The organism is Streptomyces sp. SAI-127 (assembly GCF_029894425.1).
In the GTDB taxonomy this organism is placed as follows: Bacteria; Actinomycetota; Actinomycetes; order Streptomycetales; family Streptomycetaceae; genus Streptomyces.
The window spans coordinates 9,187,292-9,209,069 of sequence record NZ_JARXYJ010000001.1; the positions used below are offsets into that span (position 1 = coordinate 9,187,292).

Annotated in this window: 23 protein-coding genes; 13 read left to right on the forward strand and 10 right to left on the reverse strand. The window is 70.7% G+C overall.

Translation table 11 applies throughout. The annotated features are described in order from the left end of the window. Nucleotides 1–19 precede the first annotated feature (19 nt). The 4 genes from M2157_RS42145 (at nt 20) to M2157_RS42160 (ending at nt 4,974) form a co-directional block, all read left to right on the forward strand. Nucleotides 20–1,687, forward strand: coding sequence for an ABC transporter substrate-binding protein (locus M2157_RS42145; protein ID WP_280867807.1), 1,668 nt, complete (start codon nt 20–22; stop codon nt 1,685–1,687). Between the two features lie 71 nt (nt 1,688–1,758). Then, the gene (locus M2157_RS42150; protein WP_266523983.1) at nt 1,759–2,751 is read left to right on the forward strand and encodes an ABC transporter permease; all 993 of its coding nucleotides are present in this window, start codon (nt 1,759–1,761) and stop codon (nt 2,749–2,751) included. A gap of 28 nt (nt 2,752–2,779) precedes the next feature. Then, nucleotides 2,780–3,856: an ABC transporter ATP-binding protein gene (locus M2157_RS42155; RefSeq protein ID WP_280867808.1), complete on the forward strand. Its 1,077-nt coding sequence runs from the start codon at nt 2,780–2,782 to the stop codon at nt 3,854–3,856. Continuing rightward, entirely contained in the window at nt 3,853–4,974 is a 1,122-nt protein-coding gene (locus M2157_RS42160) for a dipeptide ABC transporter ATP-binding protein (RefSeq protein WP_280867809.1), read from the forward strand. Before M2157_RS42155 ends, M2157_RS42160 begins: the two co-directional genes overlap by 4 nt. Here M2157_RS42160 and M2157_RS42165 read toward each other — a convergent pair. From M2157_RS42165 to M2157_RS42175, 3 genes are all read right to left on the reverse strand, one after another. Further along, complete coding sequence (locus tag M2157_RS42165; RefSeq protein WP_280867810.1) at nt 4,875–5,981, reverse strand: protein kinase family protein; 1,107 nt, start codon at nt 5,979–5,981, stop codon at nt 4,875–4,877. The genes M2157_RS42160 and M2157_RS42165 overlap by 100 nt on opposite strands. After that, nucleotides 5,921–6,628: an MBL fold metallo-hydrolase gene (locus tag M2157_RS42170; protein ID WP_280867811.1), complete on the reverse strand. Its 708-nt coding sequence runs from the start codon at nt 6,626–6,628 to the stop codon at nt 5,921–5,923. The genes M2157_RS42165 and M2157_RS42170 overlap by 61 nt, the downstream gene beginning before the upstream one ends. Nucleotides 6,629–6,693: 65 nt before the next feature. Beyond that, on the reverse strand, nt 6,694–8,049 hold the full coding sequence (locus tag M2157_RS42175; protein WP_280867812.1) for a dipeptidase: 1,356 nt from the start codon (nt 8,047–8,049) through the stop codon (nt 6,694–6,696). Nucleotides 8,050–8,182: 133 nt separating this feature from the next. On the opposite strand from M2157_RS42175, the gene M2157_RS42180 reads away from it, so the two are divergent. Beyond that, complete coding sequence (locus M2157_RS42180) at nt 8,183–9,454, forward strand: geranylgeranyl reductase family protein (RefSeq protein ID WP_280867813.1); 1,272 nt, start codon at nt 8,183–8,185, stop codon at nt 9,452–9,454. A gap of 34 nt (nt 9,455–9,488) precedes the next feature. Here M2157_RS42180 and M2157_RS42185 read toward each other — a convergent pair whose 3' ends face one another. Further along, a complete protein-coding gene (locus tag M2157_RS42185) occupies nt 9,489–9,938 on the reverse strand; it encodes a nitroreductase family deazaflavin-dependent oxidoreductase (protein WP_280867814.1) in 450 nt (149 codons plus the stop codon). A gap of 132 nt (nt 9,939–10,070) precedes the next feature. Between M2157_RS42185 and M2157_RS42190 the strand changes: the two genes are divergently transcribed. The 3 genes from M2157_RS42190 (at nt 10,071) to M2157_RS42200 (ending at nt 12,784) form a co-directional block, all read left to right on the forward strand. Then, nucleotides 10,071–10,763: a TetR/AcrR family transcriptional regulator gene (locus M2157_RS42190; RefSeq protein WP_280867815.1), complete on the forward strand. Its 693-nt coding sequence runs from the start codon at nt 10,071–10,073 to the stop codon at nt 10,761–10,763. Between the two features lie 123 nt (nt 10,764–10,886). Further along, nucleotides 10,887–12,122, forward strand: coding sequence for a sensor histidine kinase (locus M2157_RS42195; RefSeq protein ID WP_280855868.1), 1,236 nt, complete (start codon nt 10,887–10,889; stop codon nt 12,120–12,122). After that, nucleotides 12,119–12,784 carry a response regulator transcription factor gene (locus M2157_RS42200; protein ID WP_280855867.1) on the forward strand — a complete coding sequence of 222 codons (666 nt, stop codon included), beginning with the start codon at nt 12,119–12,121 and terminating at the stop codon, nt 12,782–12,784. The genes M2157_RS42195 and M2157_RS42200 overlap by 4 nt, the downstream gene beginning before the upstream one ends. Here M2157_RS42200 and M2157_RS42205 read toward each other — a convergent pair. Continuing rightward, on the reverse strand, nt 12,745–13,032 hold the full coding sequence (locus M2157_RS42205) for a DUF6332 family protein (protein ID WP_280855866.1): 288 nt from the start codon (nt 13,030–13,032) through the stop codon (nt 12,745–12,747). The two genes, M2157_RS42200 and M2157_RS42205, sit on opposite strands and share 40 nt — an antisense overlap. A 72-nt stretch (nt 13,033–13,104) precedes the next feature. Beyond that, nucleotides 13,105–14,592, reverse strand: a complete 1,488-nt coding sequence (locus M2157_RS42210; protein WP_266523960.1) for an MFS transporter — start codon at nt 14,590–14,592, stop codon at nt 13,105–13,107. Nucleotides 14,593–14,678: 86 nt separating this feature from the next. On the opposite strand from M2157_RS42210, the gene M2157_RS42215 reads away from it, so the two are divergent. Further along, nucleotides 14,679–15,059 carry a MarR family transcriptional regulator gene (locus M2157_RS42215; protein ID WP_266523958.1) on the forward strand — a complete coding sequence of 127 codons (381 nt, stop codon included), beginning with the start codon at nt 14,679–14,681 and terminating at the stop codon, nt 15,057–15,059. Here M2157_RS42215 and M2157_RS42220 read toward each other — a convergent pair. Continuing rightward, entirely contained in the window at nt 15,056–15,790 is a 735-nt protein-coding gene (locus tag M2157_RS42220; RefSeq protein WP_280855865.1) for a maleylpyruvate isomerase family mycothiol-dependent enzyme, read from the reverse strand. The genes M2157_RS42215 and M2157_RS42220 overlap by 4 nt on opposite strands. 77 nt (nt 15,791–15,867) lie before the next feature. After that, on the reverse strand, nt 15,868–16,818 hold the full coding sequence (locus tag M2157_RS42225; protein ID WP_280855864.1) for a LysR family transcriptional regulator: 951 nt from the start codon (nt 16,816–16,818) through the stop codon (nt 15,868–15,870). Nucleotides 16,819–16,868: 50 nt separating this feature from the next. Here M2157_RS42225 and M2157_RS42230 point away from each other — a divergent pair, with 50 nt between their 5' ends. Both M2157_RS42230 and M2157_RS42235 read left to right on the forward strand, forming a co-directional pair. Next, nucleotides 16,869–17,564, forward strand: a complete 696-nt coding sequence (locus M2157_RS42230) for a type 1 glutamine amidotransferase domain-containing protein (protein ID WP_266523954.1) — start codon at nt 16,869–16,871, stop codon at nt 17,562–17,564. A 107-nt stretch (nt 17,565–17,671) separates the two neighbouring features. Then, nucleotides 17,672–18,007, forward strand: a complete 336-nt coding sequence (locus tag M2157_RS42235; protein ID WP_280867816.1) for a hypothetical protein — start codon at nt 17,672–17,674, stop codon at nt 18,005–18,007. Between the two features lie 28 nt (nt 18,008–18,035). On the opposite strand, the gene M2157_RS42240 is transcribed toward M2157_RS42235, so the two are convergent. Then, entirely contained in the window at nt 18,036–19,214 is a 1,179-nt protein-coding gene (locus tag M2157_RS42240) for an MFS transporter (RefSeq protein WP_280867817.1), read from the reverse strand. A gap of 254 nt (nt 19,215–19,468) precedes the next feature. Between M2157_RS42240 and M2157_RS42245 the strand changes: the two genes are divergently transcribed. Together M2157_RS42245 and M2157_RS42250 are read left to right on the forward strand one after the other, a co-directional pair. Next, entirely contained in the window at nt 19,469–20,386 is a 918-nt protein-coding gene (locus M2157_RS42245) for an AraC family transcriptional regulator (RefSeq protein ID WP_280855861.1), read from the forward strand. A gap of 129 nt (nt 20,387–20,515) precedes the next feature. Then, nucleotides 20,516–20,788, forward strand: coding sequence for a hypothetical protein (locus tag M2157_RS42250; protein WP_280855860.1), 273 nt, complete (start codon nt 20,516–20,518; stop codon nt 20,786–20,788). An 80-nt stretch (nt 20,789–20,868) separates the two neighbouring features. Here the strand turns inward: M2157_RS42250 and M2157_RS42255 are convergent, their stop codons facing one another. After that, nucleotides 20,869–21,771 (reverse strand): ATP-binding cassette domain-containing protein, encoded by a 903-nt coding sequence (locus M2157_RS42255; RefSeq protein WP_280855859.1) that lies wholly within the window; start codon nt 21,769–21,771, stop codon nt 20,869–20,871. Nucleotides 21,772–21,778 lie beyond the last annotated feature (7 nt).

Below are 21,778 nucleotides of genomic sequence, written 5' to 3' on the forward strand. Positions count from 1 at the left end.
AAGAACGGAGTGTTACCCAATGACGCGCAGAAGGCGCTCGATCGCGCTCGCGGCCACCGCCGTGGCGATCGCCCTGGGGGCCACCGCATGCGGGGGCTCCTCCAGCACCACCGGGAGCGGGTCCCCGACCAAGGGCGGCACGCTGACCGTCCTCGACCACGCCGACTTCGACCACCTCGACCCTCAGCGCACCTACACGACCGAGGGTTCGAGCATGGACCAGGAGATCGTGCGCACCCTGACCGGATGGGACGAGACCGGCTCCCAGCCCAAGCTCGTCGGCGATCTGGCCACCGACACCGGAACGCCCAGCAACGGCGACACGGTGTGGACCTTCCACCTGCGCAAGGGCGTCGTGTGGCAGGACGGCACGCCCGTCACGGCGCAGGACGTCAAGTACGGCGTCGAGCGGACCTTCTCGCCCGACATCAACGGCGGCCCGCCGTACGCCAGTCAGTGGCTGGTCGGCGGCTCCTCCTACAAGGGGCCCTACTCGGGCAAGGAGCTCGCCTCCATCCAGACGCCCGACGCGTCCACGATCGTGTTCCATCTCGGCCAGCCCGTCGCGGACTTCAACGAGACGACCGCCATGCCCGGCTGGTCCGGGGTGCCCAAGGCCCACGACACGGGGGCCACGTACGACACACACGTCTGGTCCGACGGGCCGTACATGATCAAGTCGTACACCAAGAACAAGGAAGTCGTCCTCGTCAAGAACACGCACTGGAAGCAGTCGACCGACCCGATCCGGCAGCAGAACGTCAATGAGATCGACGTGAAACTCGGCCAGGACCAGTCGGCGATCGACCAGCAGATCAAGTCCGACGCCGGCGCCGCCCAGACCTCGATCATGCAGTGGCCGATCGCGGGCTCCGACCTGACGACGATCTCCAGCGACCAGTCGCTCAAGTCCCGTCTCTACAACATTCCGGCTCCCGGCATCAACTACCTCGCCATCAACACCACACGGACCAAGGACCTGAAGGTCCGTCAGGCCATCGAGTACGCGATCGACAAGACCACCGTCCGCGGCGCGTTCGGCGGCTCGGCGTACGGCGACTACGCGAGCACCATGATCAGCCCCGGCATCGACGGCTACAAGAAGTTCAACCTCTACAGCACCAACCCCGCGGGTGACCTCACCAAGGCCAAGGCGCTGATGAAGCAGGTCGGGAACCCCAAGCTCACCATGTCGCTGGCGGTGGAGAACACACCGACCCTGGAGCACTTCGGTGACGCGGTGAAGACGTCGCTCGGCAAGATCGGCATCACGGTGAACATCACCCCGATCGACGCGGCGAACTACTTCAGCAACATCGACAACGTGAAGAACCAGTACGACCTGACCTGGGTCGACTGGATCGCGGACTGGCCGAACGCCTCCACCGTGCTGCCCGTGCTCTTCGACGGACGGCAGATCGCCAAGCTGCCGCAGTCCAACCAGGACCTGGCGTACCTGAACGACCCCGCGGTCAACGCGCAGATCGACAAGATCGCCAAGATGACCGACGTCAAGCAGGCCAACGCCGCCTACGGCGCCCTGGACGAGCAGATCATGAAGGACGCCGCGGTGGTCCCGCTGATGTACATGAACTTCAGCGAACTGGCGGGCTCCAAGGTCGGCGGGGTCATCCCGGACCCCATCCTCGCCGAGCCCAGCCTCGTCCACGTGTACGTCAAGAGCTGACGCACCCCTCCTCGGCCCGCCGGCGGTCCCCGGCCGGCGGGCACCCCCTCTCACGTCAGGTCCAGCACGACATGGTTCGTTACCTCATCCGGCGCCTGCTGGCAGCGGCCGCGATCCTTCTGGTGATCACCGTGATCACCTTCGTGATCTTCTTCGCGCTGCCGTCCGATCCCGCACTCCTGGCCTGCGGCAAGACCTGCTCGCCCTCCCGGCTGACCGAGATCAAGCATTCGCTCGGGCTCGACAAGAGCTTCCTCACCCAGTTCTGGGAGTTCTTCAAGGGCCTCTTCGTCGGCCGTGACTACGGAGACCAGAGCCTGCGCGTGCACTGCGGCGCGCCCTGCCTCGGGATCTCCTTCCAGACCGACACCCCCGTCCTCAGCACCCTGCTGGGCGACTTCCCCGCGGACCTCTCGCTCGGACTCGGCGCCGCGGTGTTCTTCCTGATCCTGGGCGTCGGCCTCGGCACGCTCGCCGCCGTCCGCCGGGGCAAGGCCGCCGACAAGGCGGCGGTGGGACTCGCCCTGCTCGGTGTCTCCGTGCAGATCTACTTCGTCGGACTGCTGCTGCTCTACCTGTTCGTCGACAAGTGGCAGATCCTGCCCGCCTCCGGCTACACCCCGATCACCGAGGACCCGAGCGCCTGGTTCGAGGGCCTGATCCTGCCGTGGGCCACCCTGGTCATCGTCTACCTCGCGCTGTACACCCGGCTCACCCGCTCCTCCATGCTGGAGGTCTTCGCCGAGGACTACATGCGCACCGCCCGGGCCAAGGGCCTGTCCAGCGGCAAGGTCGTCCTCAAGCACGGCCTGCGGGCCGCCATCACCCCGATCCTCACCATCTTCGGCATGGACGTCGGCTCGCTGATCGGCGGCTCCGCGGTCATCACCGAGTCGGTGTTCGGCATCAACGGCATCGGCAAGCTCGCGGTCGACTCGGTGCAGAACTCCGACCTGCCCGTCATCCTCGGCACCACGCTCTTCGCGGCCACCTTCGTCGTGCTCGCCAACGTGGTCGTCGACGTGGTCTACGGCCTCGTCGACCCCCGTGTCCGCCTCGCCTGAGCCCCCTCACCGCAGCAAGGAAAACCCCGTGTCCCTGCAGACCTCACCGCAACCGGCGGCCGTCGATCCCGCGGCCGCCCCCTTCCTCGACGTACGGGACCTGCGCGTGCACTTCCCGACCGAGGACGGGATCGTCAAGTCCGTCGACGGCGTCTCCTTCACCCTGGACAAGGGCAGCACCCTCGGCATCGTCGGCGAGTCCGGCTCGGGGAAGTCGGTCACCTCGCTGGCCCTGCTCGGGCTGCACAAGGGCACGCGCGCAGTGGTCTCCGGGGAGATCCGGCTGGACGGCAAGGACCTGGTCGCCCTTCCGGAGCACGACATGCGCGCGCTGCGCGGCAGGACCGTCTCCATGATCTTCCAGGACCCGCTGTCCGCCCTGCACCCCTACTTCACCGTCGGCGCCCAGATCGCCGAGGCCTACCGGGTCCACCACAGGGTCTCGAAGAAGGAGGCCCGGGAGCGTGCGGTGGAGATGCTGAAACGGGTAGGCATTCCGCAGCCCGAACGCCGGGTCCGGGACTATCCCCATCAGTTCTCCGGCGGTATGCGCCAGCGCGCCATGATCGCCATGGCCCTGGTCTGCGATCCCGAACTGCTCATCGCCGACGAGCCGACGACGGCCCTGGACGTCACCGTCCAGGCGCAGATCCTGGACCTGATCCGAGATCTCCAGGAGGAGTTCGGCTCCGCCGTCATCCTCATCACCCACGACCTCGGCGTGGTGGCCGACATCGCCGACGACATCCTGGTGATGTACGGCGGCCGCCGGATCGAGTACGGCACCGTGCGCGACGTACTCAAGGAACCCCAGCACCCCTACGCCTGGGGGCTGTTGGAGTCGATGCCGCAGATCACCGGGGACGTCGAACAGCGGCTGAACCCGATCGCCGGGTCACCGCCCAGCCTCATCAACCCTCCCGGAGGCTGCGCCTTCCACCCCCGCTGCACCTACAAGGGCTGGGTGCCGGAGGGGCGTTGCGCGACGGAGCGGCCCGAACTGATGGCCGTCGCCGGCACCGGCCGGCACCTCGCCGCCTGCCACCTCACCCCGGAGACCAGGCAAGAGATCCGCGTTCGTACGGCCGCCGGGGCCGGGCAGTGACCGCGGCGGACGAACAGGAGCAAGCCGTGAGCACCACCCAGCCCGCCGCCGGGGAGCACCTGCTCGAAGTCAGCGGCCTCACCAAGCACTTCCCGATCCGCCACGGCATCGTCTTCCAGCGGCAGATCGGCGCCGTGCACGCCGTCGACGGCATCGACTTCACGGTCGGCGCGGGCCAGTCGCTCGGTCTGGTCGGCGAGTCCGGCTGCGGCAAGTCGACGACGGGCCGCCTGATCACCCGGCTGCTGGAACCCACGGCCGGGAAGGTCGTGTTCGACGGCGAGGACATCTCCCACACCCCGGAGAACCGGATGAAGGAGGCTCGCCGGAACCTCCAGATGATCTTCCAGGACCCGTACTCCTCACTGAACCCCCGGCACACGGTCGGCACGATCGTCGAGACGCCGATGCGGCTCAACGGCATCAACCCGCCGCAGGGCCACAAGAAGCGCGCCCAGGAACTGCTGGAGACGGTCGGACTCAGCCCCGAGCACTACAACCGCTACCCGAACGAGTTCTCCGGGGGCCAGCGCCAGCGCATCGGGATCGCCCGGGCGCTCGCGCTGCGGCCCAAGCTCATCGTGGCCGACGAACCGGTGTCGGCGCTGGACGTCTCCATCCAGGCGCAGATCGTCAACCTGCTCCAGGACCTCCAGCGGGAGTTCGGCATCGCGTTCGTCTTCATCGCCCATGACCTCGCTGTCGTACGGCACTTCTGCGAGCGGGTCGCGGTGATGTACCTCGGCAAGATCGTCGAGGTCGCCGACCGGCAGACGCTGTACACGCGGCCGAGGCACCCCTACACCCACGCCCTGCTGTCCGCGGTGCCCGAGGCCGATCCGGACGGCGTCCGCCGGCGCGAGCGCATCCGGCTCGCCGGGGACGTGCCCTCGCCGGTGGACCCGCCGTCCGGCTGCCGCTTCCGTACCCGCTGCTGGAAGGCCCAGGACAGGTGCGCGACCGAGGAGCCGCCGCTGGTGCGGGCGGCGGGGAACGCGGAGGGGCACCTGACGGCCTGTCACTTCCCGGAGGAGCCGAGCGTCGAGGCCCGCGGAGAGGACATCGTGCTCGATCCGGCCCTGACCGCACTGGAGGACAGCGCCTCGACGTCGTCGTGAGGGTACGGGGTGAGCCTGCTCTCCTGTTCCAGTCGCCGGTTGAAGTCGCCGACCACGACTGCCAGTCGGGCGTGCCGCGAGATGAGCTCGGCCGCCGCCGCGAGGATCCCCTCGGGGCGCCTGCCGCCGGCGCATGCGCGGATGAACTCCTCGCGCTCGTCCCGGCCGAGGCCGTACTGGTCGACGACCAGCCAGTGCACCAGATAGGAGAGGGCGTAGGCGCGATCGTATTCCCGGTGGCGGTCGTAGAAGTCGCGCTCCTGCGGGTCGAGTGCGAAGCGGCTCGACAAGGACAGCCCGTAGTCGGTCAGGTAGAGCCGGTGTCCGTCGGTGAGGATGTTGCCGAAGTGGGCGTCGAAGTGGATCAGTTGCCGCTGCGCACGGAGGAAGCCGGTGACGGCTTCGAGGCCCTGCTCCACGAGGGCGCAGGCCGGCTCGGCATTCTCCGTGCGCAGTTGTGCGGAGAACCAGTCGTGGAGGGTGTGCGGCACGTACTCCAGGAACAGGGTCAGGCTCGCGGACGCCGTGCGCAGGGCCTCGACCCGCTCGCGGCCACCGCCCCAGTAGGCCACGCACCGCTCCACGTCGGCGAGGTCACCGGGGAGCGGCTGGGGGAGGTCGGGCAGCACCCGCCAGTGGTGCAGCAGCGGGAAGCCCGGAAAGCTGCCCGAGCGTACCCAGTCGGTCGTCATCTCGTGCACGGCCAGCTCACGCCAGGCGCCGAAGCCGGGGCTGCCGATCGCGCCGATGCCGTAGTGGAAGCGGGACGGCAGGCCGAAGAGGTTCGCGGTGGATCGGACGTGGGCCGGCTGGAGCTCGGTGGCGGTGAGCGGCACCTGCTTGACGAAGACCTGTACGCCGTCCACCTCCAGCAGGCTCGCCCGTCCGCCGATGCCGGTGCCTGCCGGCGTGCCGGATGCCACGAGGTCGGCGAGGGCGTGGTCGCTCAGGAGGGCGAGGGAGGCGGCGGTGTCGGCGTGGGTGCTGAGACGGGTGGCGGAGACCATGGCCCCATGATCGGTCCCCCGTGGCCGAAGCACGCGAGGTCCGCCCCGAGTTCAGCCAACTTCTCGAAGGAGTGCAGGGCTTGGGTCCGGTCGACGTTGAACACGCCGGGCATCACCTTCCCGTCGACAGGTGACGCGGCCACGGCGTCGCCGGTGAAGAGCACTCCGTGCTCGGGGAGATGGAGCGCGACACTGCCGGGCGTGTGACCCGGGACATGGACGACCCGCGCCCCACCGCCGAAGCCGAGCAGATCACCGTCGGACAGCTCGGTGAGCTTCGGCGGCCTCGCGAACTCGCCCTGTGGCAGGTGTCGTAGGGCTTCCGCGTGCAGGGGGCGCTCCCAGTCCTCGAACACCGGTGGCGGGCCCGGTACTTCACCTCGTACGACCGGCGCGTCCAGCTCGTGCGCCAGCACCTCGGCGCCGGTCAGAGCGGCCAACTCGCCCGCCCCGCCCACATGGTCCTCGTGGAAATGGGTGAGCACGATCCGTCGTAGGCGCCCCTGTACGCAGGCGGCGATCGACGCGGCGGACCCCGCCGGGCCGGCGTCGATCAGTGTCGACTCGTCGCCGTCTCGCCAGAGATAGGCCTGGCCGACCGGGAAGCGCAGGAGGTGGAGGTGCGGGAGCAGCTCGATGACGTCCATGGGACGACCGTAGAAAGGCCCCCGTCCGCGGACGAGGGCCTTCTGCCGACAGCAGAGCCGGCGGTTCAGCCCGCCGCGTAGTTGCGCAGGAACAAGGCCTCCGCCACCGACAGGCGCTCCAGCTCCTCGGGGGAGACGCTCTCGTTCACGGCGTGGATCCGGGCCTCGGGCTCGCTCAGGCCGATGAGGAGGATCTCGGCGTGCGGATAGAGCGCCGCGAGGGTGTTGCACAGCGGGATCGAGCCGCCCTGGCCGGCGTACTGCATCTCCTGGCCCGGGTACGCCACCGCCATCGCGTCGGCCATCGCCGCGTACGCCGGGCTGGTGGTGTCCGCGCTGAACGGCTGGCCCTGGCCGATCCGCTCGGTGCTCACGCGCGCGCCCCACGGAGTGTGTGTCTCCAGATGGACCTGGAGCAGCTTGGTCGCCTCGTCGGTGTCGATGCCCGGCGGCACCCGCAGGCTGACCAGCGCACGGGCGCTCGCCTGCACGGACGGGGTGGCGCCGACGACCGGCGGACAGTCGATGCCGAGGACCGTCACGGCCGGGCGGGCCCAGATGCGGTCGGCGACCGTGCCGTCACCGATCAGCTCGACGCCGTCCAGGACCTTGGCGTCCTTGCGGAACTGCTCCTCGTCGTACCGCAGGCCGTCCCAGGACGCGTCCGGGGTGAGCCCGTCGATCGTCGTCGTCCCGTCCTTCGCGCGCAGCGAGTCCAGTACGCGTATCAGCGCGGACAGCGCGTCGGGGGCGGCGCCGCCGAACTGGCCCGAGTGCAGGTTGCCCTCCAGGGTGTCGATCCGGACGCGGAGCATGGTCATGCCGCGCAGGGTGGCGGTGACCGTCGGCAGACCGGTGCGGAAGTTGCCCGCGTCCCCGATGACGACGGCGTTCGCGTCCAGCAGCCCGGGGTGCGCCTCGGCGTACCGCTCCAGGCCGCCCGTGCCCTGCTCCTCCGAACCCTCGGCGATGAACTTGACGTGGACCGGCACCCCGCCGTTGGCCTTGAGGGCGCGCAGCGCGAGCAGATGCATGAGCACGCCGCCCTTGCAGTCGGCGGCCCCGCGCCCGTACCAGCGGCCGTCGCGCTCGGTCAGTTCGAACGGCGGGGTCGCCCAGCCGGCCTCGTCCAGCGGCGGCTGCACGTCGTAGTGGGCGTACAGCAGGACGGTCTTCGCGCCCGCGGGACCGGGCAGGTGGCCGTAGACCGACTGCGTGCCGTCCGGGGTGTCGAGCAGTGCCACGTCCTGGAAGCCCTCGGCGGTGAGCGCGTCCGCGACCCAGCGGGCGGCGGCCTCGCTCTCGCTCTTCGGGAACTGGTCGAAGTCCGCCACCGACTGGAAAGCCACCAGTTCGGTGAGCTCCGCCCGCGCCCTGGGCATCAGCGAGGCGACGGTCTCGGCGACCGGATTCGACGACATGGGCACGCTCCTGGTGGGTGCGACGTTGTAGCTGTGAGTGCCGTAGATCCTCCCACAGTGGTCTGTGGGCGGGCCCGCCGTAGGATGCGGGAGACAGGTGCGGCAACGGCTTGATCGGGAGCAGCAGACCATCGTGAGCAGCGAGAACACTTCGGCGGACGACTCTTCGGCGGACGGCGTGCAGGACGACGGGCAGCGGGTGTGGGACGTCGTCGTGGTGGGCGCGGGACCCGCGGGGGCTTCGGCTGCCTACGCGGCGGCGGTGGCGGGACGGCGTGTGCTGTTGCTGGAGAAGGCCGAGCTGCCGCGGTACAAGACATGCGGCGGCGGCATCATCGGCCCCTCACGGGACTCGTTGCCGCCCGGTTTCGAGCTGCCGTTCCGGGACCGGGTGCACGCGGTCACCTTCTCGAACAACGGCCGCTTCACCCGCACCCGGCGCTCCAAGCAGATGCTGTTCGGGCTGATCAACCGGCCCGAGTTCGACCAGCAGCTCGTCGAGCACGCGCAGAAGGCCGGCGCCGAGCTGCGCACGGGCGTCACTGTCCAGCGCGTCGAGCAGCACGGCTCGGCGGTGCCCGACCGGCGTACGGTCGCCGTGGTCCTCCAGGGCGGCGAGACGCTGCTCGCGCGGGCGGTCGTCGGGGCCGACGGCAGCGCCAGCCGGATAGGAGCGCATGTCGGGGTGAAGCTCGACCAGGTGGACCTCGGCCTGGAGGCGGAGATCCCGGTGCCGGAGACGGTCGCCGAGGACTGGAAGGGGCGGGTGCTCATCGACTGGGGCCCGATGCCCGGCAGTTACGGCTGGGTCTTCCCCAAGGGGGACACCCTGACGGTCGGGGTGATCTCGGCGCGTGGTGAGGGCGCGGCCACCAAGCGGTACTTGGAGGACTTCATCGGGCGGCTCGGTCTCGCCGGGTTCGAACCGAGCATCTCCTCCGGCCACCTGACCCGCTGCCGTGCCGAGGACTCGCCGCTCTCGCGCGGGCGGGTGCTGGTGTGCGGTGACGCGGCGGGGCTGCTCGAGCCGTGGACCCGCGAGGGCATTTCCTTCGCGCTGCGCTCCGGGCGGCTCGCGGGGGAGTGGGCGGTGCGGATCGCGGAGGCCCACGACGCGGTGGACGCCCGGCGGCAGGCGCTGAACTACGCGTTCGCCGTCAAGGCGGGGCTCGGCGTGGAGATGAGCGTCGGCAAGCGGATGCTGACCGCGTTCGAGCGCCGTCCCGGCCTGTTCCACGCGGCACTGACGGGCTTCCGGCCCGCGTGGAACGCGTTCAGGGAGATCACCCAGGGTTCGACGTCGCTGGGCGAGCTCGTCCGGGGCCGGCCGATGGCCCAGCGGGCGCTGGCCGCGCTGGACCCGCGTCCCGCCGAGCGCGGGGCGGGCGGCGAGGCCACGTCCTGACCGGTCACTTCCTCACCGGTCACTTCCTCACCGGTCACTTCTTGACCGTGATCCGGAAGACCGGGTGGTCGCCCGCGGCCGCGATGATCTCCTCGTCGGAGGACTTGGCGGTCACGCCCTGGAAGTACTGGTTGACCTCCCAGCCCCACTTCTCCAGGTAGGTCCGCAGGATCGGGAGCTTCTCCGTGTCGGGGAGCTCCACCGCGGTGAACTCGCGCACCTTGCGGCCGACCCGCAGCTCCCCGCCGCCGGCGGCACGCATGTTCCGCACCCACTGGGAGTGACCGCGCGCCGAGACCAGGAACTGCCCGCCCTCGTACGTGTGCGGGTTGACCGGGATCCGCTGCATCTGCCCGCTCTTGCGGCCGCGCACCGACATCTCCGCGGTACCGGCCAGGCTGAAGCCGTGCCGGGCCAGCCAGCCGATGACGCCGTTGAGGCGGACGTTGAGCGGGCTGCCCTTGAGGTAGTACGGCTGCGACATGGTGACCCCCATCAGATGTGCGAGAGCGGTGCTCTCGCTTTCGTGGGACCAGTCTGCACGGATCGGCGGGACAAAGCAAGAGCACCGCTCTCGATTGTGTGCACTGCTCTGCTTCTGTGGGACACTGGCCCTATGAGCACCGCACAAGGCGCCCGGGCCCGTGCCCGGATCGAAGTCACCGCCGCCATCAAGGACGAGGCGCGTCGGCAGCTCGCGGCGGAGGGCGCGGCGAAGCTCTCGCTGCGGGCCGTGGCGCGTGAGCTGGGGATGGTCTCCTCGGCGCTGTACCGCTACTTCCCGAGCCGCGACGACCTGCTCACCGCGCTGATCATCGACGCGTACGACTCCTTGGGGGAGAGCGCGGAGCGGGCGCACCAGGCGGGGGCGGGGGCGGACCCGCTGGAGCGCTGGGCCGCGGTGGGCGAGGCCGTGCGCCACTGGGCGCTGGCGCATCCGCACGAGTACGCACTCATCTACGGCTCTCCCGTCCCCGGCTACACCGCCCCCCAGACGACCGTCCCGCCCGCCGCCCGCGTGGGCCTCCTCCTGATCGGCGTCGTGCGCGACGCCCACCACGGCCCGGGAGGCCTGGAGGAACTGCCCCCGGTCCCCGAGGACCTTCACGCCGAGGCCGACCGCATCGCCGCCGACCTCGCCCCGGACCTTCCGCCCGAGGTGGCCGCGGCCCTGGTGGTGGCCTGGGCCCAGCTCTTCGGACTGGTCGGCTTCGAGCTCTTCGGCCAGTTCAACCGAGTGGTGGAGGACCGGGAGCCGTTCTTCCGGCACGCGGTACGGCAGCTGGGACGGGGCGTGGGGCTGCGGTAGGGGGCGTGCGGCCCGGCCGTGGACACACCGGGTCGCGCGGGCCGCCGTACTTCGCCGGGAGTACGCGTGATCACCGCGCTCGGGGGACGCCCTGGCCGGGCCGGGGCGTCTAGCGTGGCTGTCATGGACGGTGAGCAGGGCGTACGCGGGGAGGAGCCGCCGCGGTGGCGGTGGCGCGGGGCGTCGTGGTGGCGGCGTTCCGGCGAGGGGCAGGGAGCCCGCTGGCCGTGGCCGTCCACCCTGCTGCTCACGTTCTTCGTGCTCGCGGGGTCGAACTACGCGGCCCGGCAGCAGGCCGGCGACCGGGCCGAGCTCGATGCGTTCGCGCGGGTGCTGCTGGTGATCGGCGCCGGGCTGCTGCTGTGGCGGCACCGGCGGCCGGTGCTCGTCGTCTTCGGTACGGCGGCTGCCGCGATGGTCTACCTGGGTGCCGGATATCCGTACGGGCCCGTGTTCCTCGCCGTCGCACTCGCCTGCTTCAACGCCATCGTGGCCGGGCACCGCAAGGCCGCCTGGACCGCGCTCGGGATGCTCTGGGCCGGGCACGTCCTGGTGGCCCACTGGCTCTACCAGTGGCTGCCGCCCTCCGGGGATCCGGCCGCCCCCTGGGGGCAGGAGGGGGTGATCGCCGCCTGGGTCGTCGCGATCGTCGCCGTCTCGGAGCTGGCCCGGACCCGGCGCGAACAGTGGGCCCGGGACCGCGCCGAACGTGCCCGGGCCGCACAGCGCCGCGCCGACGAGGAGCGGCTGCGGATCGCCCGCGAGCTGCACGACGTGCTCGCGCACAGCATCTCCGTCATCAACGTCCAGGCCGGCGTCGGCCTCGCTCTCCTCGACACCGACCCCGAACAGGCCCGCACCGCGCTCACCACCATCAAAGCCGCCAGCAAGGAGGCGCTCGGCGAGGTGCGCCAGGTGCTCGACACGCTGCGCACGCCGGGTGACGCGCCGCGCGCCCCCGCGCCGGGCCTCGACCGGCTGCCCGAGCTGGTGTCGCAGGCGGCGGGCGCGGGCCTCACGGTCGAGCTGGAGGGATCGGCGCCGGGTCTGCCTCCCGGCGCGGACCTCGCCGCCTTCCGTATCGTCCAGGAGGCGCTCACCAATGTCGTACGGCACTCGGGATCGCGGCACGCGCGCGTGCGGCTCGATCGCGACGGCGGTGCGCTACGGCTGCGTATCGACGACGACGGACCCGCGACCGGCACCGACGCGGGCGGCAGCGGCAACGGTCTGGCCGGAATGCGGGAGCGGGCCGCCGCACTCGGTGGCACGATCGAGGCGGGCCCGCGTCCCGACGGAGGGTTCCGGGTGCTCGCCGTACTGCCGCTCAAGGTGAAGGCCAAGGAGGACGACCGGTGATCCGCGTACTGCTCGCCGACGACCAGTCACTCGTGCGGGCCGGCTTCCGGGCCCTGCTCGACGCGCAGCCGGACATCGAGGTGGCCGGTGAGGCCTCCGACGGCGAGGAGGCGCTGGCCGAGGTGCGCGAACTGCGGCCGGACATCGTCCTGATGGACATCCGGATGCCGCTGCTCGACGGCCTCGCCGCGACCCGGCGCATCACGGAGGACGACGCGTTGAAGGACGTGAAGGTGGTCATGCTCACCACCTTCGAACTCGACGAGTACGTCTTCGAGGCGATCCGTTCCGGCGCCTCAGGCTTCCTGGTCAAGGACACCGAACCGGAGGAACTCCTGCGCGCCGTACGGGCGGTGGTCGACGGCGACGCGCTCCTCTCGCCGGGCGTGACCCGCCGTCTCATCGCCGAGTTCGCGGCCCGCTCCAAGGAACCCGCGGCCGAAGGCGCCCTCGCCGGACTCACCGAGCGGGAGCGGGAGGTGATGGCCCTGGTCGGCATCGGCCTGTCCAACGAGGAGATCGCCCGCCGCCTGGTCGTCAGCCCCCTCACCGCCAAGACCCACGTCAGCCGCACGATGGTCAAGCTCGGCGCCCGCGACCGCGCCCAACTGGTGGTGCTGGCCTACGAGTCGGGGTTGGTGCGGCCGGGCTGGCTGGGCTGAGGGCGCTGCTGCCGGAAGCGCACGAGCACACTGATCACCCGGGCGAAGAAGACCAAGGGCGCGATCGTGAGCCCGATGCGCAGCAGCAACTTCTCGACCGTCCCCGGCAGTTCGAACAGCAGCGCCGGTCCGGCCACCGCCCCGAAGAGGACGGCCGCCGCGAACAGCGCACTGCACAGCGCGTATCCGATCTCGACGGTGATGGCGTCCCGTTCGGCCTGGTTCCGGCGTCCCCCGTAAGTCTCCATCTTTGAAGTCTCACAGCCGTGTGCCCGGCGGAGCAAGCAGTCCGCCGGGCACACGGTGTCGGAGGCGCCCCCCTAGTCGCGTACGGTGACGCGTTCCGCCTCCTGCACAGTGGACTTGGCGACCACGACGGACCGCTGCGGGCGGCGCGGGGTGCGCAGTCCCGTGAGGGTGATCAGCAGCCCGGCCGCGGCGATGGCCGTGACCACGACAAGGCCGGGGCGGTAGCTGTCGAGGACGGCCTGCGGGGTGGCGTTCTCGGGAGCGCCCGCGGTCACCACGGCGGTCACGACGGCCAGGAAGATCGCACCGCCGACCTGGACCGAGGTGTTGAGCAGGCCGGAGACCATGCCCTGCTCGTGGTCCTCGACGCCGTTGGTGGCCTGGATGTTGAGCGACGGGAAGACCAGTGCGCAGGCGGCACCGATGAGCAGCATCGACGGCAGGATCGCGGCGGCGTACCCGGGGTTCAGGTCGACACCGAGGAACAGCGCGTATCCGACGACCATCAGTGCGAAGCCCGCCGGGATCAACCGCTGGGTGCCGAACCGGTCGACGATCGAGCCGACCTTCGTCGAGGACACCGCCACCAGGGCGCCCGCGGGCAGGAAGGCGAGCGCGGTGTGCAGCGCCGACCAGCCGAGCAGCGACTGCATGTACAGGGTCACGAGGAACTGGAAGCCCACGTACGAGCCGAAGAAGGCCATGGCACCCAGCTGGGCGCGAATCTGGGTGCCGGAGCGCAGCACGCCGAGCCGGACCAGCGGACCCGGCGAACGCCGCTCGACCAGGACGAACACCGTCAGCAGTACGGCCACGGCGAGGAAGGACAGCAGGGTGCGGGCCGAGGCCCAGCCGGACTCCGGAGCCTGGACGACGGTGAAGACCAGCAGCAGCATCGAGGCGGTGCCGAGGACGGCGCCGGGGATGTCGTAGCCGTTGTGGTCCTTCTCGCGGGCGCTGCGCGGCAGCAGCTTGAGTCCGGCGACGAGCGCGATCAGTGCGATGGGCGCGGGCAGCAGCATGGTCAGGCGCCAACTGGCCTCGGTGAGCAGGCCGGACAGCACCAGGCCCATGGAGAAGCCGGTGGCGGCGCAGGTGGTGTAGATGGAGAGCGCGCGGTTGCGCAGCGGGCCCTCCGGGAACGTCGTGGTGATGATGGACAGGCCCGCGGGCGCGGTGAAGGCCGCGCTCAGGCCCTTGATGAACCGGCTGGCGATCAACAGCGGGCCCGAGTCGACGAGGCCGCCGAGCAGGGAGGCGACCGCGAACACGCCGAGGGCCACCAGGAAGACCTGGCGCCGGCCCAGCAGGTCGGCGGCCCGGCCGCCCAGGAGCAGCAGACCGCCGTAGCCGAGGATGTAGCCGCTGACGATCCATTGCAGCGTGGAGGTGGAAAGGCCCAGGTCGGCGCCGATGGACGGCAGCGCGACGCCGACCATCGACACGTCCAGCGCGTCCAGGAACATCGCGGCGCACAGCACCAGCAGGGTGCCCCAGAGCCTGGGTGTCCAGCGGACCACTGAGGAAGGGTCCGCGGGGGTGGTGAGCGGAGAGGTCATGCCGAAGACACTACATGCGCGTGCATCGAATGCAAACGCATTTAATTCTGATGCAATAATTCTTCTCCTCTGCTACGGTGCCGCCCATGGCGGCGAAGAAGCCCGAGCAGGAGCTCGCGGAACAGTGGCGGGACATGCTGGCGCTGCACGCGCGCACGCAGTGCGAGCTGGACCGTGCTCTTCATCAACACGGCTTGTGCGGCAGCGACTTCGAGGTACTGGACGTCCTGGCCGACGGCGGCTGCGACTACCGCGTGCAGGAGATCTCCGAGCGGGTCCATCTGAGCCAGAGCGCGCTGTCGCGGCTGATCGCCCGACTGGAGAAGGACGGGCTCGTCGAGCGCGGGATGTGCGCGGAGGACCGGCGGGGCGTGCGAGTGTCCCTCACATCGAAGGGACGCGCGTTGCACGGCGACGCACTGCCGGTGCAACGCGCGGTCCTGACAAGGATGTTGGAACCGTCCTAGCCGATGGCGGACTTCTCCCGCCACAGGCCGGCGACCGACACGTCCCCGGTCACCCGCGGGAACGGCAGCCGGTTCCACAGCGCCAGATACAGCCGCGCGGCCGGCCCTGACACCTCGCAGTCGGCGTCCCCCGCATCGCCGTACGCGGCCGCGGGCGGTTCCTGCGTCAGTCGTACGGTCCACACGGCGCCGTCCGTGTCGTTCGCCCGCACCCGCAGCACCCGGGGCTCGTCGGTGCGGACCCGGCTCTTCGCGCGGGCGTGGAAGCCGCGCAGCAACTCGTCGATGCCGTCGGCCGCGAAGTCCCGGCCGAGCTCCTCGGGGGTGCCGCCGCGGGCTGCCTCCGCGTCGAAGCGGTGCACGGCTGTCTCGTGCGCCTGCCGCCGGGCCCAGAACGCGAGCGGCGACGGGGCGGGCAGGAACTGGAAGCACTCCAGGCCGGGGTCGGCGGAGCCGAGAGCGCCGACCAGGAGGCGGTGTCCCTCGCGGAACCAGGCGAGCAACTCCGCACCGTCGAGTTCGGGTCGGTCGGGGAAGGGAACGTGGTCGGAGTGTCCCCCGGCCACGACCGCGGCCGCCCAGCGGTGCACTGTCCCGGTGTGCTTCAACAGGTCCCGCACCTGCCAGTCCGGGCAGGTCGGCACCTTGGCGTCCGGACCGGCCTGCTCGGCGGCCGACGCGAGCAACAGGCCTTCCCGGTTCAGGATGTGGATGAACTCGGCAGTCTCCATGGAGTGAGTGTGCCCCAGGGCGATGCCCCGCTCGGGCGCCTTCAGCACTTCGTCGTCAAGGGATGACACCGACCGGGTCACCAGTCACGGGCGGCCTGAAGCAGGTGGTCGCGGACCAGCGCCACGTGCGGGTTGCCGGAGGTGCCGGGCCGCTGCACCAGGAAGCTCGTGTTGATGGGCGGGTCGTCGGGGTCGTGGAGCAGGACCAGCGTCCCTGCCCGCAGTTCCTCGACGCACAGATAGCGGGGGAGCACGGTGAACCCGGTGCCGCCGGCGACCGCGGCCTTGACCGCGTTCAGGTCCGGCATGGTGACCGCGGGCTGCCGGACCAGACGTCGGCCGAAGACATGCCGCCAGTAGCGGCGCACGATGGGCAGATCGTCGGCGTAGGCGACGAGCGGGACAGCGTGCAGCGCACCCGCGGCGGCGACGGACGCGGGTACGCCAAGCCGCTGTGCCCAGGTGGGAGAGGCGACCAGCACGAACTCCTCGTCGTTGAGGGGCACGGCCGTCAGGGTGCGGCCGCGTGGCCGGAACGTGGCGATCACCAGGTCGTGGCGGCCCGCGCGCAGGTCGTCCAGGAGCGGTTCGGTCAGACCCGGCGTGATGCGCAGCCGTACCCCCTGGTCCACCAGGGGAGCGAGACCGGGCAGGACGCACCGGGACAGCAGCTCGGCCGGGCCGGCGAGATGCACCGGCTCGGCCTGGGCGTCCTCCGCGCCCCCGGCGGGCCCTGCCACCATGGCGAGCGAGTCCAGGGGCTGCACGATCCTGGCGGCGAGCTCGTCCGCGTAGGGCGCCGGGGTCACGCCCCGCGCCCGGCGCTCGAACAGCTCCCGGCCCAACTGCCGCTCCAGAGTGCGGATCTGGGTGGTGACCGTGGGCTGGGACAGGCCGAGCAGACGGGCGGCGGCGGTGAAGGAGCCGGTGCGGTACACGGTCAGGAAAGTCCGCAGCAGGTTCAGGTCCAGCGGGGCGCCGACGGTCGGGCCCGGCACCTCGGAGCCATTGGTGTTCCTATCCCTCATATGCGTGAGCCTATTGGATTTCTATGGCGGGACGGGACTACGGTTTCACCATGTCGAAGATCCTCTTTGTGATGACCGGTGCCGACCACTGGACCCTGGCCGACGGCACCCAGCACCCCACCGGCTTCTGGGCCGAGGAGGCCGTCGCCCCCTACGAGGCCTTCAAGGCCGCCGGACACGAGATCGTCGTGGCCACCCCGGGCGGTGTCGTGCCCACCGTGGACAAGGGCAGCCTCGCGGCCGAGGCCAACGGCGGCCAGGAGAACGCCGACCGCATCGCCGGAGTGCTCGCCTCGGCCGCCGAACTCCAGCAGCCGGTACGGCTGGAGGACGTGAACCTCGACGACTACGCGGCGGTCTTCTACCCCGGCGGCCACGGCCCGATGGAGGACCTCGCGGTCGACGCGGACTCGGGCCGGCTGCTCACCCTCGCCCTGGAGAGCGGCAAGCCCCTCGGTGTCGTCTGCCACGCCCCCGCCGCCCTGCTCGCGGCGACGAAGACCGACGGCTCCAACGCGTTCGCCGGGCGCCGGGTGGCCGCCTTCACCAACGCCGAGGAGACCCAGGCGGGCCTCGCCGACAAGGCCAAGTGGCTGCTCCAGGACCGGCTCACCGAGGCCGGCGTCGAGGTCGACGTGGCCGAGCCCTGGGCACCGCATGTGATCGTCGACGGCAACCTGGTGACCGGGCAGAACCCGGCGTCCTCCGCGCCCCTCGCCGTCGAACTGCTGAAGAAGCTGGGCTGATTCCTCGGGCTCGGACCCCGACGGCCTGAGCGAAGGGCAGGGTCCGAGCCTCTGAGGCTCCTCAAGTCGCTTGGCGGGCACGGAACATGACCGTCACGATGAGCCGCATGTCGGGAATCGTGGGACTGAACAAGAAACACAACTTCGTGCTGCTCGTCCGGGACGCGGACGTCGTCGGAGCGGCCCTGCGCCAGGCGCTGGCCGAGGCTCCGCCCGAGGAACGCCCCGGGCTGGAACGCGCCATGGCACTCGTCGAGTCCACCGCCGCCGCCACCGAGGCCGGATTGCGCGCCCGCTGGGTCCGTTCCCGGTGGGCCGCCGTCGGCTTCACGGGCGACATCACCTCGGTCGCGGCGGTGCGGGCACTGCGCAAGGCGGAGCCGAAGCTGAGCCTGTTGGCGGCCGTGGAGTTGCAGAAGGAGGCGGTGGCCCACCCGGAGTGATCCGGCGGGCCTACGCCCTGTGCGCGCCTCAGCCCGCCGCGCGTCGGGTCAGCAGTGCGATGACCGCGGCGGTGGCGGCGAGCGCCGCGACGCTGGTGAGGGCGGCGGGGAGGGAGAACCAGTCGGCCATGAAGCCGATGGCGGGCGGGCCGAGGAGCATGCCGCCGTAGCCGAGGGTGGAGGCGATGGCCACTCCGTCGGGCCCGGCCAGCCTGCCCGCGCGCTCGACGGCGACGGGGAAGAGGTTGGCGAGACCGAGCCCGGTGATCATGAAGCCGAGGAGTGCCGCCCAGACGGAGGGGGCGAGGGCGCCGAGCAGCATGCCGAGCGCGGCCGTGGTGCCGCCGCCCACGAGCGTGCGGGTCTGGCCGAGTCGTTCGAGCAGCCTGGTACCGGTCAGCCTGCCGATGGTCATGGCGAGCGCGAAACACGAGTAACCGACCGCGGCGACGCCGGGAGTGGCGTCCAGGTCGTGCTCCAGATGCAGGGCGCTCCAGTCGGCCAGCGCGCCCTCGCCGTAGGCCGTGCACAGGGCGATCAGGCCGAAGGTGATGACGAGACCGCGGGTGCGGGTGCCCTGGCGACGGGGCGCGGACGTCTGCCGGGGCGCGTCCTGCGAGGGTGCCGGGGCCGGGATGCGCAGCAGGGTCCGGCCCGCGACGGCGGTGACGAGCAGACCGATCACGGTGAGGCCGAACAGGTGCCGTGTGGGGGACAGGGCTCCGGCGACCAGCCCGCCGAGCCCGGCGCCGAGCATTCCGCCCAGGCTGAAGGCGGCGTGGAAGCTGGGCATGATGGGCCGCCGCAGAGCGCCCACGAGATCGACCGCGGCGCTGTTGAACGCGACGTTGATGCTGCCGTACGCGGCGCCGAAGATCAGCAGTACGGCCCCGAGTGCCACCGCGGAGTGGGTGAGCGGCGGCAGCGCGACGCTGAGGGAGAGCAGGACGGCGCAGACGACGGTGACCCGGTGGGTGCCGTAACGGCGGCAGAGGCGGCCGGTGAGCATCATGGTGATCACCGCACCGGCCGAGACGCCGAGGAGGGCGAGGCCGAGGGCGCTGGCGGAGGCGCCGGTCTGTTCCTTGATCGCGGGGATACGGACGACCCACCCGGCGAAGACGAAGCCGTCGAGGGCGAAGAAGACGGTGAGGGCGATACGGAGTCGGGTGAGGCTGTTGTCCGGCACGGCGATGCGCGTTCGCATTTTGTTTATTAGCGGCACAAAGTCAGCGTAGGCGTGTGCTCGATTGTCGGCAAGGGTGTTCGGGTGAGCGGGGGTGTGGGCCGTCCGGCCGACGGACCCGATGACCACCGCCATCAGATCTGCACCCATCTGCATGCCAATTTCACTCGGTTACTGGCGAGTCGCGCGCGGTGACGTTGGATGCTGGAAGGCACGGAGCTGCCAGGCGGTTGGCTCAGGGCGGTTCCTTGAGGGCGAGAGGAGCGCTCCTGGTGGTGCCTGGAGCACGTGGTGTCATGGCCGGGGCGGGTCCCGTCGAGGTCGCGCGGCTCGGTGGGCTGTGGCGGGTGAGCCGGCCCTGGCATCCGGGGTTACGGCCGTACTTACGCAGTTACGTCGGCTACTGGGAAGCGGTGGCCACACCGTACGAGGCACGGTTGGTGCCGACGGGGCGCGCGACCCTGTTGATCAGTCTCGCTGAGCCGTTCTCGCAGGTGCGGCGGCTGGGCGTGCCGGACGCGGGCAGCGGGAACATCGGGTCGCTGGTGGTGGGACTGGAGGACCGGCCCGCGATCTGTACCCATCCCGGCGGCCAGGAGGCGATCCGGGTGGAGTTCACGCCCCTGGGTGCGTACCGGCTGTTCGGCCTGCCGATGAGCGAGTTGACGAATCTGGCCGTCGGGATACGGGACGTTCTGGGTCCCGACGCCGGGGTGTTGGTGGAGCGGATGGCGGACACTCCCGACTGGGCCGCCAGGTTCGACCTGCTGGACGCGGCGCTGCTCGCCCGGCTCGAGTACGGCCCGCAGCCCACGCCCGAGGTGGGACGCGCCTGGCAATTGCTCGCCGGCAGCGCGGGGACGATCCCGATCGCCCGTATCGCCGCCGAAGTGGGCTGGAGCCAGGGATACCTGATCCGCCGGTTCACTCAGCAGATCGGGCTCACCCCCAAGGCGTCCGCCCGGGTGCTGCGCTTCCGTCACGCCGTGGCCTTGCTCGGTCGCGGGGCCACGAGCCTGACCGAGATCTCCACGGCCTGCGGCTTCTACGATCAGGCGCACCTCAACCGCGAGTTCCGGGCGATCGCCGGGACCACGCCCGGACAGATGGTGGCCTCGCGACGCGTGGAGGGGGCGATGGCTCTCACCACGAGTGCAAATTTGTCCAAGACCGCGTCGACTGCGGGCCTATAGCGTGCCCGCTTGTACAACCGATGGCCGGTCGGATGGCGCGGGGGACCGTCCGACCGGTCGGCCCACGCCGTCCGACGCCCGCAGATGATGCCGGCCGGCCAGGACACGTCCATCGACTCAGGAACCGGATTGACCGACAACGGCGTACGGCCGTGCAGGAGTTCGCCCGCCGCGCCCCACGGCGTCTCCCCGGAGCAACGGGCCGTACTGGAGACGAGGGGCAGGCGCGCCATCGAGTTCGGCGCGGCCTGGTTCATCGGGGGCCTGCTCGTCGCCGTCGTCACCCTTGGGCAAGCCCAGGGAGCGGGCGTCTACTTCGTGGTCTGGCTGCCGATGCTCTACGGCGTCCACCGGATCGTCTCCGGTTTCCACCTCATCAGGAAGAGCCGAGAGCTCTCGTAGGCCTCCTGGGTGTCCATGGCCGAGGACGCGGTCATGGACACCCACCGGACAGCCGTAGGCGGCTGCCGCGGTCGCGGACGTCAGGGCGATGAGGGTTCGGTGGCGGCCACGGGTGCGGTGAGGTCCTGCTCCTCGGGGAGGGCTTCGGTGTCGACGCCGCGGACCTGGGACAACTCGTGTTTGAGGGCGGCGAGTTCGGCGCCGCCGGCCATGTGGTTGGTCAGCTCCTCCAGGGTGATCTGGTCGCGGGAGGCGGACAGTTCCATGGTGCCCAGGCGCAGCACGCTGAAGTGGTCGCCGACCATGTAGGCGTGGTGGGGGTTGTGGGTGATGAAGATGACGCCCAGGCCGCGGTCGCGGGCGGCGGCCACGTACTTGAGGACCACGCCGGACTGTTTGACGCCCAGTGCGGCGGTGGGCTCGTCCAGGATGAGGACGCGGGCGCCGAAGTAGACGGCGCGGGCGATGGCCACGCACTGGCGCTGGCCGCCGGAGAGGGTGCCGATGGGCTGTTCGAGGTCGTCGAGGATGATGCCCATCTCGCGCAGTTCGTGGTCGGCGGTCTTCTTCATCCTCTCGATGTCCAGGCGGCGGACGGGCCAGGGGCCCTTGGTCATCTCGGAGCCGAGGAAGAAGTTGCGCCATACCGGCATCAGGGGGACCACGGCGAGGTCCTGGTAGACGGTGGCGATGCCCTTGTCGAGGGCCTCGCGCGGGGTGGAGAACCGTACCGAGGTGTTGTCGACGAGGAACTCGCCCTCGGTGTGCTGGTGCAGGCCGGAGATGATTTTGATGAGGGTGGACTTGCCGGCGCCGTTGTCGCCCAGTACGCAGGTGACCTGGCTGGGGTGCACCTTCAGGCTGACTCCGTGCAGGGCGCGGATGTTGCCGTAGGACTTGCCCGTGGCCTTCAGTTCGACGACCGGGGTGTCGTCCGGGACTCCCGTGTCCCTGGTGAGCGTGTTCTCGTGGGTCGTTGTCATAGTGCGG

What these genes read in the sequence shown, in the direction of transcription:
- M2157_RS42145 (WP_280867807.1), top strand. Translation starts at nt 20, where the DNA reads ATGACGCGCAGAAGGCGCTCGATCGCGCTCGCGGCCACCGCCGTGGCG.
- M2157_RS42185 (WP_280867814.1), bottom strand. Translation starts at nt 9,938, where the DNA reads ATGTCGCAGCCGTACTACCTCAAGGGCAGCCCGCTCAACGTCCGCCTC.
- M2157_RS42240 (WP_280867817.1), bottom strand. Translation starts at nt 19,214, where the DNA reads ATGCGAACGCGCATCGCCGTGCCGGACAACAGCCTCACCCGACTCCGT.
- M2157_RS42175 (WP_280867812.1), bottom strand. Translation starts at nt 8,049, where the DNA reads ATGTCGTCGAATCCGGTCGCCGAGACCGTCGCCTCGCTGATGCCCAGG.
- M2157_RS42220 (WP_280855865.1), bottom strand. Translation starts at nt 15,790, where the DNA reads ATGGAGACTGCCGAGTTCATCCACATCCTGAACCGGGAAGGCCTGTTG.
- M2157_RS42225 (WP_280855864.1), bottom strand. Translation starts at nt 16,818, where the DNA reads ATGAGGGATAGGAACACCAATGGCTCCGAGGTGCCGGGCCCGACCGTC.
- M2157_RS42165 (WP_280867810.1), bottom strand. Translation starts at nt 5,981, where the DNA reads ATGGTCTCCGCCACCCGTCTCAGCACCCACGCCGACACCGCCGCCTCC.
- M2157_RS42205 (WP_280855866.1), bottom strand. Translation starts at nt 13,032, where the DNA reads ATGGAGACTTACGGGGGACGCCGGAACCAGGCCGAACGGGACGCCATC.
- M2157_RS42230 (WP_266523954.1), top strand. Translation starts at nt 16,869, where the DNA reads ATGTCGAAGATCCTCTTTGTGATGACCGGTGCCGACCACTGGACCCTG.
- M2157_RS42150 (WP_266523983.1), top strand. Translation starts at nt 1,759, where the DNA reads ATGGTTCGTTACCTCATCCGGCGCCTGCTGGCAGCGGCCGCGATCCTT.
- M2157_RS42170 (WP_280867811.1), bottom strand. Translation starts at nt 6,628, where the DNA reads ATGGACGTCATCGAGCTGCTCCCGCACCTCCACCTCCTGCGCTTCCCG.
- M2157_RS42235 (WP_280867816.1), top strand. Translation starts at nt 17,672, where the DNA reads ATGTCGGGAATCGTGGGACTGAACAAGAAACACAACTTCGTGCTGCTC.
- M2157_RS42215 (WP_266523958.1), top strand. Translation starts at nt 14,679, where the DNA reads ATGGCGGCGAAGAAGCCCGAGCAGGAGCTCGCGGAACAGTGGCGGGAC.
- M2157_RS42195 (WP_280855868.1), top strand. Translation starts at nt 10,887, where the DNA reads ATGGACGGTGAGCAGGGCGTACGCGGGGAGGAGCCGCCGCGGTGGCGG.
- M2157_RS42190 (WP_280867815.1), top strand. Translation starts at nt 10,071, where the DNA reads ATGAGCACCGCACAAGGCGCCCGGGCCCGTGCCCGGATCGAAGTCACC.
- M2157_RS42210 (WP_266523960.1), bottom strand. Translation starts at nt 14,592, where the DNA reads ATGACCTCTCCGCTCACCACCCCCGCGGACCCTTCCTCAGTGGTCCGC.
- M2157_RS42255 (WP_280855859.1), bottom strand. Translation starts at nt 21,771, where the DNA reads ATGACAACGACCCACGAGAACACGCTCACCAGGGACACGGGAGTCCCG.